Source organism: Paraburkholderia sp. BL17N1 (genome assembly GCF_003634175.1).
GTDB lineage: Bacteria > Pseudomonadota > Gammaproteobacteria > Burkholderiales > Burkholderiaceae > Paraburkholderia.
Window position 1 is genome coordinate 2,919,911 of record NZ_RBIW01000001.1, and the last position, 12,583, is coordinate 2,932,493.

The window sequence follows — 12,583 nt, forward strand, 5'->3', positions numbered from 1 at the left end:
AGCTTACGAAACAACATGTCTGCCAGCGCAGTGAATGTGAACCCCGGGCGTAACGTCGTCGTCGTGGGAACCCAGTGGGGTGATGAAGGCAAGGGCAAGATCGTCGACTGGCTGACGGACCACGCTCAAGGCGTCGTTCGCTTCCAGGGCGGTCACAATGCCGGTCACACGCTTATCATCGGCGGCAAGAAAACCATCTTGCGTCTGATTCCGTCGGGCATCATGCATCCCGGCGTCGCGTGCTACATCGGCAATGGCGTCGTGTTGTCGCCGGAAGCGCTGTTCAAGGAAATCGGCGAGCTCGAAGCCGCCGGGGTCGATGTTCAGAATCGCCTCTTTATTTCCGAAGCCACCACCCTGATCCTGCCGTATCACATCGCCATCGACCAGGGCCGCGAAAAGCGCCGTGGCGCGGCCAAGATCGGCACCACCGGCCGCGGCATCGGCCCGGCTTACGAAGACAAGGTGGCACGCCGCGGCTTGCGCGTGCAGGACCTGTTCGAGCCGGAAACCTTCGCCGAACGTCTGCGTGAAAATCTCGATTACCACAACTTCGTGTTGACGCAATACCTGGGCGTTGACGCTGTCGACTTCCAGCAAACGCTCGACACGATGCTCAGCTATGCCGATCGTCTGAAGCCCATGGTCACCGACGTGTCGCGTCGTCTCTACGACGCGAACGCGGCCGGCAGCAACCTGCTGTTCGAAGGCGCGCAAGGCACGCTGCTCGACATCGACCACGGCACGTATCCGTACGTCACATCGAGCAACTGCGTGGCGGGTGCTGCCACGGCGGGCGCGGGCGTCGGTCCGCAAAAGCTGAACTACATTCTCGGCATCACCAAGGCATATTGCACGCGCGTCGGTTCGGGCCCGTTCCCGAGCGAACTGTACGACGCGGATAACGCCGCCCGTCAGGAAGCGATCGGCCTGGAACTGGCTACCGTCGGCAAGGAATTCGGCTCGGTCACCGGCCGTCCGCGCCGCACCGGCTGGCTCGACGTCGCCGCGCTGCGCCGCTCGATCCAGATCAACGGTGTATCGGGTCTGTGCATGACCAAGCTCGACGTGCTCGACGGTCTCGACGAAGTGAAGCTGTGCGTCGGCTACACGGTCGACGGCAAGCATGTCGACCTGCTGCCGCGCGGTTCGTCGGAAGTCGCGCGTTGCGAGCCGGTGTACGAAACCTTCGCGGGCTGGAAGGAAAGCACCGTCGGCATCAAGGAATGGGACAAGCTGCCCGCGAATGCGCGCGCTTATCTGTCGCGTGTGCAGGAAGTCGCGGGCATTCCGATCGACATGGTGTCGACCGGTCCGGATCGCGACGAAACCATTCTGCTTCGTCATCCGTTCAAGGTTTAAGCCATGGTTCAAGGTGTACCCATGATTGCGATGAAAGATCCGCGCAACGACGACAAGAACCTGTGGGTCGGCTGGGACGAGTATCACCGGCTGATCGAATTGCTCGCATTGCAGGTGCATGAGTCGGGCTGGAAGTTCGACAAGATCCTGTGCCTCGCGCGCGGCGGTCTGCGCGTCGGCGATCAGCTCTCGCGCATTTACGATCTGCCGCTGGCGATTCTCGCCACGAGTTCGTATCGTGAAGCGGCCGGCACCGAGCAGGGCGAACTCGACATCGCGCAATACATCACCATGACGCGCGGCGAGCTGCACGGCAACGTGCTGCTGGTCGACGACCTGGTCGATTCGGGCGTGACGCTCGCGCGCGTTCAGCAGCATCTGAAAGAGCGTTATCCGGCGATCACCGCCGTGCGTTCGGCGGTGCTCTGGTACAAGGGCTGCTCGAAGGTGAAGCCCGACTATCACGTCCAGTATTTGCCCACCAATCCGTGGATCCATCAGCCGTTCGAGGAGTGGGACACGGTGCGCCCGCATAATCTCGGCGCGTGGATCAAACGCGGCATGCAGCAAGCGCAGGAGTCGTCGGAGAAGTGATGCGCACTTCGGCGCCGAACGTGTTGCATCTTCGTCGCGCCGTACCCTGCGCAGTTTCGCAAAACGGAGCCCAGTGGGCTCCGTTTTTTTATGTGCGGGCCGTGCGCGTGCGCTTCGCAAACGTGCATCGCCGATGCCGGCAATGCGGCTCGCGCAGCAGACGCGCCCATATCGCAGTGCTACACTGCGCGGACCATCACGTGGCGTATCCACAACAAGCCGGGCGGCGCCATGCCGGCAGTTTAGAATGGCGGTCGTTTTTCCGCTCAGGGAACGGATTTCCTCGCGTTTATGACAGATAACAATCACGTGCACAAACAGCCTCTGCCTTCCCTCGCTCTCGCTGCGATCGGAGTGGTGTTCGGCGATATCGGCACGAGCCCGTTGTACTCGCTGAAAGAAGCCTTCAGCCCCTCTCACGGCATTCCGCTGACCGATCAATCAATCCTGGGTGTGATCTCGCTGCTGTTCTGGGCGATCGTGATCGTGGTCGGCGTCAAGTACGTGTTGTTCGTGATGCGCGCGGACAATAACGGCGAGGGCGGTGTGCTCGCATTAATGGCGCTGGCACTGCGCTCGCTCGACGAGAAGTCGAAAATGGCCGGCGTGCTGGTGATGCTCGGCATTTTCGGCGCCTGCATGTTCTATGGCGACGCGGTGATCACGCCGGCCATCTCGGTGATCTCGGCAGTCGAGGGTCTGGAAGTTGCCGCGCCGCATCTGTCGCATCTGGTGCTGCCGCTCACCATGGTGATCCTCGTGCTGCTGTTCTGGATTCAGCGGCACGGCACGGCGATGGTCGGCCGCCTGTTCGGTCCGATCATGGTGGTGTGGTTTGCGGTGCTCGCGGTGCTCGGCCTGTGGCATATCCTGCAGTCGCCGAACGTGATCCGCGCACTGAACCCGTATTACGCGTACACCTTCATGGCCGCGCATGTGCTGCAGGCCTACGTGGTGCTCGGCTCGGTCGTGCTGGTGCTGACCGGTGCCGAAGCGCTGTACGCCGACATGGGCCATTTCGGTGCGAAGCCGATCCGCATGGCGTGGTATTTCCTGGTCATGCCTTCGCTGGTGCTGAACTACTTCGGTCAGGGCGCACTGCTGATGCACGATCCGAAGGCCATCGAGAATCCGTTCTTCCTGCTCGCGCCGGACTGGGCATTGCTGCCGCTCGTCGTGCTCTCGACCGTCGCGACCGTGATCGCCTCGCAGGCCGTGATTTCCGGCGCTTATTCGCTGACTAGCCAGGCAATCCAGCTCGGCTACGTGCCGCGCATGAAGATCCTGCACACGTCGGAACTGGCGATCGGCCAGATCTATGTGCCGGTGGTGAACTGGATGCTGCTGTTCATCATCCTGTGCATCGTGATTGCCTTCAAGAGCTCGGACAATCTCGCGGCCGCGTACGGTATCGCGGTGACGGCCACCATGGTGATCACCACGATTCTCGCGTGCGTCGTGATGGTGAACGTGTGGAACTGGAACAAGCTGCTGGTGGCGCTGATCATTGGCGTGTTCATGACGGTCGATCTAGGATTTTTCGGCGCGAATCTGTTGAAGGTGGAGGAAGGCGGGTGGTTGCCGCTTGGTATCGGCGCATTGCTGTTCTTCCTGCTGATGACCTGGTTCAAGGGCCGCATGATCGTCAAGGAACGCACGGCCGCGGACGGCATTCCGCTCATGCCGTTCCTGCAGGGCTTGCTCGCGCATCCGCCGCATCGCGTGTCGGGCACGGCGATCTATCTGACCGGCAGCGATTCGCTCGTGCCGGTGAGCCTGTTGCACAATCTGAAGCACAACAAGGTGCTGCATGAGCGCACCATTTTCCTGACCTTCGTGACGCGCGATATTCCGTACGTGAACGACTCGGAGCGCGTGACGGTCAAGGACATCGACGGTGGCCTGTATCTCGTCAAGGCGGCCTACGGCTTCAACGAAACGCCGGACGTGAAGGCGGTGCTGCTCGAAGTCGGCCGCACCCGTGACATGACCTTCGAGATGATGGACACGTCGTTCTTCCTCGCGCGCGAAACGGTGGTGCCGACGCAACTGCCGGGCATGTCGGTGTGGCGCGAACGTGTGTTCGCGTGGATGCATCAGAATGCCGCGAAGCCGACGGACTTCTTTAGTATTCCGGCTAATCGGGTGGTGGAGTTGGGGACCAAGATCGAGATCTGAAGGCCGCCGCTGATTTTCAGGCGCCTCGCGTATCGAGACGCGAAAAAAAAGCCCACGTGTGTGGGCTTTTTGCTTGCAGCTTGATCGAGCGAGTGGCTGATCGGGCACCGCGCGGTGCTCAACAAGCTCATCAAGCACAGCAAGCGCGTGAGCGAATCACGCGCCTCTAACGCGGCAAAAATTACTTCTGCTTGAGCTTGGCGAACGCAGCCGCCATCGCGCCACCCGCTTCCGGCTCACGCGAGCGCTGTTGCTGCGCGCCGCGTCCACCGCCGCCCGAACGACCCGCGCCGCCGCGATCCTGCTGGGCGCCGCCGCCGCCGCGTGCCGCCGCCACACCGACTTCATCGTCCATCCGCATCGTCAAAGCGATACGCTGGCGCTTCACGTCGACTTCAAGAACCTTCACCTTGACGATCTGGCCGGCCTTGACCACTTCATGCGGGTCCTTGATGAACTTCGTCGACATGGCCGACACGTGCACCAGACCATCCTGATGCACGCCGATATCGATAAACGCGCCGAATGCCGCCACGTTTGTCACGACACCTTCGAGCACCATGCCCGGCGTCAGATCGCTGACCTTTTCGACGCCTTCGCGGAAGGTCGCGGTCTTGAACTCGGGACGCGGATCGCGGCCCGGCTTTTCGAGTTCGAGCAGAATGTCGCGCACGGTCGGCAGACCGAAACGATCGTCGACGAATTCCGCGGGCGAGAGGCCACGCAATGCGTCGCGATTGCCCAGCACTTCACCGACGTGCTTGCTGATTTTCGCGAGCATGCGTTCAACGACCGGATACGCTTCCGGGTGAACCGACGAGCGGTCGAGCGGATTCTCTCCGTTGTTGATACGCAGAAACCCGGCGGCCTGCTCGAACGTCTTGTCGCCCAGACGCGGCACCTTGCGCAGATGCTCGCGCGATGGGAACGGACCATTTGCGTCGCGATAGTCGACGATATTGCGCGCCAGCGTGGCATTCAGACCCGAGACGCGGGCGAGCAGGGCGACCGACGCCGTATTCGCATCCACGCCGACCGCGTTCACGCAGTCCTCGACCACCGCATCGAGCGAACGGGCCAGTTCACGCTGATTCACATCGTGCTGATATTGGCCGACGCCGATCGCCTTCGGCTCGATCTTCACCAACTCGGCGAGCGGGTCTTGCAAGCGGCGCGCAATCGACACCGCGCCGCGCAGCGACACGTCCATGTCGGGGAATTCCTTCGCCGCGAGTTCTGATGCCGAGTACACCGACGCGCCCGCTTCCGACACGACGATCTTCTGCAGCTTGAATTCCGGATGACGCGCGATCAGTTCGCTCGCGAGCTTGTCCGTTTCACGCGACGCGGTGCCGTTGCCGATGCTGATCAGTTCAGCCTGCGTCTGCGCGCAGATGCGCGCGAGTTTCGCGATCGAGCCGTCCCAGTCGCGGCGCGGCTCGTGCGGATAGATCACGTCGGTGGCGAGCACCTTGCCGGTCCGATCGACCACCGCCACCTTCACGCCGGTGCGCATACCCGGATCGAGGCCGATCACAGCCTTCGGGCCGGCGGGCGCAGCCAGCAGCAAGTCCTTCAGATTGCGCGCGAACACGCGAATCGCCTCGTGCTCGGCTTCGTCGCGCAGATTGGTCAGCAGCTCGTTTTCGATATGCGGCTGCACCTTCACGCGCCAGCACCAGCGGCACACGTCGGAGAGCCACTTGTCGGCCGGACGGTTCTGATTCGCGATGCCGAAGTGGCGCGCGATCAGCGCTTCGCCCGGATGCGGCACCTGCGCGTCGAGTTCTTCGCCCAGACCCAGCTTGACCATCAGCACGCCCGCATTGCGGCCGCGGAACAGCGCCAGCGCGCGATGCGACGGCACCGTGCGGATGGTTTCCGCGTAGTCGTAGTAGTCGCGGAATTTTTCTTCTTCCGCGTGTTCCTTGCCTTCCGCCACTTTCGACGACACCACGCCCTGGTTGAACATGTAGTCGCGCAGCTTGCCGAGCAGGTCGGCCGTTTCGCCGAACTGTTCCGAGAGGATGTCGCGCGCGCCGTCGAGCGCGGCCTTGACGTCGGCGATGCCTTTCTCCGCGTCCACGTAGGCGGCGGCTTCGGTTTGCGGGTCGAGCAGGGGATTGCCCAGCAGCGCGTCGGCAAGCGGCTGCAGGCCGGCTTCGCGGGCAATCTGCGCGCGCGTGCGGCGCTTCGGCTTATATGGGAGGTACAGGTCTTCCAGCACCTGCTTGCTGTCCGCGCCTTCGATCGCGGTGCGCAGCTCGTCGGTGAGCTTGCCCTGTTCGTCGATGCTGGCAATGATCGCGGCGCGCCGGTCTTCCAGTTCGCGCAGATACAGCAGGCGTTCCTCGAGGTTGCGCAGTTGCGTGTCGTCGAGATTGTCGGTCACTTCCTTACGGTAGCGGGCGATGAACGGAACAGTCGCTCCTTCGTCGAGAAGTTGCACCGCGGCCGCGACCTGGCGCGGCTGGACGGACAGTTCGGCGGCGATGCGCTGTACGATCTTGAGTGCTACGGTTTCCGTCATAAGGTCTTGGTGTTCCTGCGGACTCAGTTCGGAGGCCGCGCGCTGACCGAACGTGGGCGGCACGCGAGGGCCGCATGAGGCACGTCGGGGCACGACGGGCGTGCGCGCTGCGACCAGGTTGCTGGAGCGGGGCATTTTGCCATAAATGCAAAAGGGCTCAACCGCAGGGTGATAGAATTTCGGGCATATTCCGTTGACCCTCTACGACGTTGCCGATCTCCTTGTCACTCAACTGCCTGGGCTCCCGCTTGGTCTCTCGCTTGTCACAACTGCCGCCGTTTTTCCCGCCGGGTCTGGCACCGGGTTTGCCACGTTCTTCGCTCTCTTCGCGCTCTTCGCTCCCATCGGCGCCGCGCTCCGCGTTCAGGTCCGCGTTCGCCTCCCGTGGGGTGTTTTTCGCGTCTTGCGCGTCGTGTGTGCTGGCCGTCGCGTTGGGCGCGCCCACGCCGGCCATGGCTCAGTCCGCGACGCCGGCGAGCAGCAGCGCCGCGCGGCCCGCAGGCGCTTTGACGCCGTCCGCCGCGTCGGGCGCGCAAGCCACGACGGTCAACGGCGCCACGAACGCCGACGGCACGGACAGCGCTGGCAACGCGGTAGCGTCGGATAGTGATTTCAACGCGCGCCAGAAAGCCCTCGATCAGCGCACCGAGGAGAACAACTACCGCTACGGCGTCGCGGAACACGACTGCTACAGCAAGTTTTTCGTCAACTATTGCCTGAACAAGGCGCGCGACAGCATGCGCTCGGTGCAGGCCGACATTCGCAAGGAACAGCTCGCGCTCGACGGCGAACAGCGCACGCAGCGCGCCCGCGTGCGTGACGAACAGGCCGCCATCAAGCGTGCGCAGGACGAAGCGAGCGCGCCGCAGCGTGCCGCCGACGACGCACGCAACGCGCAGGCGTACGAAGACAAGCAGAAACAGCATCAGATCGATCAGGCGCAGCGCGCCGCCGAGGCGCCGCAGCGTAGCGCGAATGCGCAGGCCTATCAGGACAAACTGCGTCAGCACGCGCTGGATCAGGCGCAGCGCGGCATCAGCCCGTCGCAGGCGGCAGCCAACCAGCAGGCGTACGATCAGAAGCAGGGCGACTTCCAGCGCAAGCTCGACGAGGCGCGTGCGCAAGGTGCGCAGAAGGCGCAGGAGCGCGTGCAGAAGCAGCAGAGCTTCGAGAAGAAGCAGGCGGACGCCGCGCAGCACAAGGCCGAGGTGGAGACGCGTCAGAAGCAGGCGGCCGAGAAAGCCGAGCAGAAGCGTCAGGACGCGTTGAAACAGCAGCAACAGGAAGAGCGGCAAAAGCAGCAGCAGGAGCAGCAGTAAGCGTGCTGAAGGGCCCTGAGCTGAGTGGCAGGGCCGTAGCCGCCGTAACGCGTTTTAAGCCGGACAGCAACCTCAGGCATCGGGCCGCACACGCGGCCCGCGCCGTAGACGAGAGGAGGCGAGCATGCGCGATCAACATCACGTCATCAACGCGGACACACTTCGCGACCGTATTCTGCAACTGGAATCGGAGCATAGTGGGCTCGATCGCTTGATCGACCGAATGTCGGATGAGCCCGGCATCGACGACTTCGAGTTGCAGCGCCTGAAAAAGCGCAAACTCAAAGTCAAGGACACCATCATCTTGCTGCAATTGCAGCTCGAACCGGACGCACGCGCCTGAGTTCGCGGCCTGGCAGGCGCCGGGCGCGCGCCGCGCGAGCCGGACTTTGCAGGAAACGCTTGCCTTGAATTCACCGCTTGAAACTTCATCCCGTGCCACGCCGGGCGACGACGCATCAGGAGCCGTTACACCGGCGCCGCGTCCCGCCGCGTCCGCACTGAGCGCGTCGCTGAATCCACGCCGGGTCGCCGAACTGGACGAGATCTTCGCCGCCGACGGTTTGCTGGCCCGTCAGATCGACGGCTATCGTTCGCGCGCCTCGCAGATCGAAATGTCGCGTGCCGTGGCCGCCGCCATGGAAGCATCGGGCCGCGCAATGCCCGAGCCGGCCATGTTCGAGGCGCAGAAGCGTCCGGCGCGGCGTCTGCAGGGAGCAGGTGCCGATGCCGCCGCCGAGGCCGCTGAGAACGCCGGATCGGACGGCCTTGACGGCAGCGAAAACACGCTGATCGTCGAAGCCGGGACCGGCACCGGCAAGACCTATGCGTACCTGGTGCCGGCCATGTTGTGGGGCGGCAAGGTGATCGTCTCCACCGGCACGAAGCATTTGCAGGATCAGCTCTTTCAGCGCGACATTCCGACCGTGCGCGATGCGCTCGCGGTGCCGGTATCGGTCGCCATGCTCAAGGGGCGCGCGAATTACCTGTGCCACTACTATCTGCAGCGCACCGCGGATAACGGCCGTCTGCCCTCGCGTCAGGAAACCTCGTATCTGCAGGATATCGTGCGCTTCGCCAAGATCACTCGCACTGGTGACAAGGCCGAACTGGCGAGTGTGCCGGAAACGGCTGCGGTGTGGTCAATGGTCACGTCCACGCGCGAAAACTGTCTCGGCCAGGAATGTCCGCATTACAAGGACTGCTTTGTAATGCAGGCGCGCCGCGAGGCGCAGCAGGCGGATATCGTGGTGGTGAATCACCATCTGTTTTTCGCCGACATCATGTTGCGCGATACGGGCATGGCTGAATTGCTGCCCACCGCCAACACGATCATCTTCGACGAAGCGCATCAACTGCCCGAGACGGCGACGCTGTTCTTCGGCGAGACGCTGTCGACCACGCAGTTTCTCGAGCTCGCCCGCGATTCGGTGGCCGAAGGTTTAGGCCATGCGCGTGAAACGGTCGACTGGGTCAAGCTCGGCGCCACGCTCGAGCGCGCCGCGCGCGATGTGCGGCTGGCCTTCAAGGAAGACTCGGTGCGCTTGTCGATCGGCCAGTTGCCGGACGATCATCCGTTGTTCCCCGCACTCGAAACGCTTGAAACCGAACTCGATGCATTGGCGTCGGCGCTCGCGAGTCAGGCCGAGCGAGCGGAATCGATCGGCGCGTGTCTGCGCCGCGCACGCGAGTTGCAGGGCGTGCTGGCGGGCTGGACCACGCCACCCACGCAGACCGAGCGCGAAGCCGCTGACGGCGCCTCTGCCGACGGCAAAACCGAGCGCGCCGATCCCAACGAAAAGGTGCGCTGGATCGAAGTCTTCTCGCACACCGTGCAGTTGCACGAAACGCCGTTGTCGGTCGCGCCGATCTTCGCGAAACAGCGCGCCGGTGTGCCGCGCGCGTGGATCTTCACGTCGGCTACGCTGTCGGTGCGCGGCGATTTCACGCACTACGCCGCGCAAATGGGTCTGAACGCGAAGCGTTCGATGACGCTGCCCAGTCCGTTCGACTATCCGACGCAGGGCCTGCTGTACGTGCCGCGCAATTTGCCGCAGCCGTCTTCACCCATGTTCACCGACGCCGTATTCGACGCCGCGCTGCCGGCGATTGAAGCATCGGGCGGCGGCGTCTTCATGTTGTGCACGACGCTGCGCGCGGTGGACCGCATCTCGGCGAAGCTGCGCGACACGATCGAAGCGCGCGGCTGGGACTATCCACTGCTCGTGCAGGGCGACGCGAGCCGCACCGAACTGCTGGATCGATTCCGGTCGTACGGCAACGCGATCCTGGTGGGCAGCCAGAGCTTCTGGGAAGGCGTGGATGTGCGCGGCGACGCATTGTCGCTGGTGGTGATCGACAAGCTGCCGTTTGCGCCGCCCGACGATCCGGTGTTGTCTGCACGGCTCGACGCACTGACCAAGAAAGGCTTGAGTCCATTCGCCGTGCATCAGTTGCCACAGGCGGTCATCACGCTGAAGCAGGGCGCGGGCCGTCTGATTCGCGCTGAGACCGATCGTGGCGTGCTGATGATCTGCGATACACGACTCGTCGACAAACCGTATGGGCGCCGTATCTGGCAGAGTCTGCCGCCATTTAAACGCACACGCGAGATCGAGGTGGTGCGCGAGTTTTTTGAAGAGAGCGCGACGCCGGCGCAACAGGTTGATCAGCCTGATTAAAATCAATGAACGCCGCTATAAAAAAGCGGCGCTTGAATGACAAAACGCCACGAATGTGAATCCGTGGCGTTTTGCTTTACTGCCCGGGAAACCGCGATGATTTCCCGATGCAGTTTTCGCCCAGAGGCGAACCCTATGCGACAGCTTACTGGCTTGCGCCCGAAGCCGGAGCAGCAGCCGAAGCAGCAGCGTCCGAAGCAGCAGCGCCTGCGTCCGAAGCAGCGGTCGTAGCCGAAGCAGCAGCGTCGCTCGCAGCAGCAGCAGCACCCGAAGCAGCAGCAGCCGAATCCGAAGCTGCGGCAGCCGGTGCCGAAGCAGCAGCTGCGTCGCTAGCCGGGGCAGCGGCTTGGTCGTTGCTCTTGTTGCATGCAGCCAGTGCCACAGCTGCCAACAGGGATGCTACGAGGAGGGATTTCTTCATGATCACGTCCTTTTATGGTTTAAAGGTAAGCAACAGCGCAAAATAAAACCGGTAATGTGCTCCAACACCGACCTGGGCCGCTGGTGGAGAAGCTCTTTTGACGAGCTCGAATCTTCCCTACGGCTTGGGCGGAAATTATATGCACTTTCGTACTGACAATCCATAAATCCGGGGTCAATACGTTGTCTTTCTCATACAAAATTTCACTGTACGGTATAGCAGGCAGGCAGAGTTACGCAAGCTCGCCCACTTGTATCCAGCCCGCACAATACCACTCGTGTAGCCGTGCTGTCACCGACGAATCGTGTGAGAGTGTTACAAAGCGTTTCGCACTCATACAGCGGTGATTTGCGAGGTCAAACAACCATTTTCTTGCACCATCAAATGAGGTTTCCTCTCCATTTACGAAGAAAAAACGGCGGTTGTACAACAAATTAGTCTTGCGGTCCAGCCGAATGCCTGACTTCGATGCCTGACTGATGAAACGGGCTTCATTAAGCGGCCTTTGCGGCGGATCAAAGACGACACTCGGCTTGGGTTCGCTGAGATACGTGCCAAGGAACGACGCAATATCCTGCTCATTCCATTTGATGCCAGCAAGGATTGCGCCAACCCTCTCGACCAGCGCCGCGGGGAGCTCGGCCGGACGCTCCACGGCAGGTTGCTGCGGATCGCGATAAAGCGCGCCCGGCTGACCCGCCGACTCGCCGCGTTCGGCCAGATGGTAGAGGAATTGCGCGGTCAGTTCGCTCGCCGAAGGGGCGCGAAACCCGATCGAACAGGTCATGCATTCGCCCTCGGCAATGCCGTCGTGCGCGATGTGCGGCGGCAGATACAACATGTCGCCCGGTTCGAGCAGCCACTCCTCTTCGGGCTGGAAGTTCTGTAAAACTTTCAAAGGCAAACCGGGTTGTAGCGTCAGATCTTTCTGCGCGCTAATGCGCCAACGGCGCTTGCCTTTTACTTGCAAAAGAAACACATCGTAGGAATCGAAGTGCGGCCCTACGCCGCCGCCGTCACTTGCGTAGGAAATCATCAGGTCGTCGAGACGCGCGTCCGGCACGAAGCGGAAACGGTCTAGCAGGGCGCGGGCGCGATCGTCGTGGAGATCGACGCCTTGCACAAGCAGTGTCCATGCGCGCTGCTTCACCGAAGGCAGTTCGTCAGGCGCGAACGGCCCGTGCTCGAGCTGCCATTTATTGCGGAAATGGGTGATCAGGCGTGCTTCGACTTCGTCCTGATCGGCCAGCTCGAAAAATTCGTCGCGCGACAATGGCGCCGCGACGTTCGGGATCGCCTGGCGAATCAGCAGCGGCTTTTTCTGCCAGTAGCGGCGCATGAATTGCGACGGCGTCAGGTTACCGAGCAGCGGTGTCGGTGTGTCTGGCGAAGGCGGGAGAACCGGAACAGCCGGCTTTGAAGCCGGCGACGAATTCCGTGCCGAAGCTGCGTCGGCCGGGTGGTCAGTGGGCCGCTTGGGCATCGTATAATGTGAGTT

At 62.5% G+C, this 12,583-nt stretch carries 10 protein-coding genes; 6 read left to right on the forward strand and 4 right to left on the reverse strand.

All coding sequences use genetic code 11. The features are described 5' to 3' along the window. Nucleotides 1-15: 15 nt before the first annotated feature. The 3 genes from B0G82_RS13175 (at nt 16) to B0G82_RS13185 (ending at nt 4,134) form a co-directional block, all read left to right on the forward strand. Nucleotides 16-1,362 carry an adenylosuccinate synthase gene (locus tag B0G82_RS13175; protein ID WP_106279507.1) on the forward strand — a complete coding sequence of 449 codons (1,347 nt, stop codon included), beginning with the start codon at nt 16-18 and terminating at the stop codon, nt 1,360-1,362. Nucleotides 1,363-1,365: 3 nt separating this feature from the next. Continuing rightward, on the forward strand, nt 1,366-1,956 hold the full coding sequence (locus tag B0G82_RS13180) for a phosphoribosyltransferase (protein ID WP_106279509.1): 591 nt from the start codon (nt 1,366-1,368) through the stop codon (nt 1,954-1,956). Between the two features lie 291 nt (nt 1,957-2,247). Continuing rightward, nucleotides 2,248-4,134, forward strand: a complete 1,887-nt coding sequence (locus tag B0G82_RS13185) for a potassium transporter Kup (RefSeq protein ID WP_106279511.1) — start codon at nt 2,248-2,250, stop codon at nt 4,132-4,134. A 181-nt stretch (nt 4,135-4,315) separates the two neighbouring features. On the opposite strand, the gene B0G82_RS13190 is transcribed toward B0G82_RS13185, so the two are convergent. Together B0G82_RS13190 and B0G82_RS40060 are read right to left on the reverse strand one after the other, a co-directional pair. Next, entirely contained in the window at nt 4,316-6,664 is a 2,349-nt protein-coding gene (locus B0G82_RS13190; RefSeq protein WP_121307602.1) for a Tex family protein, read from the reverse strand. Nucleotides 6,665-6,821: 157 nt separating this feature from the next. After that, on the reverse strand, nt 6,822-7,118 hold the full coding sequence (locus B0G82_RS40060) for a hypothetical protein (protein WP_199730142.1): 297 nt from the start codon (nt 7,116-7,118) through the stop codon (nt 6,822-6,824). On the opposite strand from B0G82_RS40060, the gene B0G82_RS13195 reads away from it, so the two are divergent. The 3 genes from B0G82_RS13195 to B0G82_RS13205 all read left to right on the forward strand — a co-directional run bounded on the left by B0G82_RS13195 (nt 7,054) and on the right by B0G82_RS13205 (nt 10,664). After that, on the forward strand, nt 7,054-7,983 hold the full coding sequence (locus B0G82_RS13195; protein ID WP_121307603.1) for a hypothetical protein: 930 nt from the start codon (nt 7,054-7,056) through the stop codon (nt 7,981-7,983). The two genes, B0G82_RS40060 and B0G82_RS13195, sit on opposite strands and share 65 nt — an antisense overlap. Nucleotides 7,984-8,107: 124 nt before the next feature. Continuing rightward, entirely contained in the window at nt 8,108-8,326 is a 219-nt protein-coding gene (locus tag B0G82_RS13200) for a DUF465 domain-containing protein (RefSeq protein WP_007181361.1), read from the forward strand. Nucleotides 8,327-8,390: 64 nt separating this feature from the next. Further along, nucleotides 8,391-10,664, forward strand: coding sequence for an ATP-dependent DNA helicase (locus B0G82_RS13205; protein ID WP_121307604.1), 2,274 nt, complete (start codon nt 8,391-8,393; stop codon nt 10,662-10,664). Between the two features lie 145 nt (nt 10,665-10,809). Here B0G82_RS13205 and B0G82_RS40420 read toward each other — a convergent pair whose 3' ends face one another. Next, the gene (locus B0G82_RS40420) at nt 10,810-11,085 is read right to left on the reverse strand and encodes a hypothetical protein (RefSeq protein ID WP_083772052.1); all 276 of its coding nucleotides are present in this window, start codon (nt 11,083-11,085) and stop codon (nt 10,810-10,812) included. A gap of 232 nt (nt 11,086-11,317) precedes the next feature. Continuing rightward, nucleotides 11,318-12,568 carry a cupin domain-containing protein gene (locus tag B0G82_RS13220; RefSeq protein WP_121307605.1) on the reverse strand — a complete coding sequence of 417 codons (1,251 nt, stop codon included), beginning with the start codon at nt 12,566-12,568 and terminating at the stop codon, nt 11,318-11,320. Nucleotides 12,569-12,583: the final 15 nt, after the last annotated feature.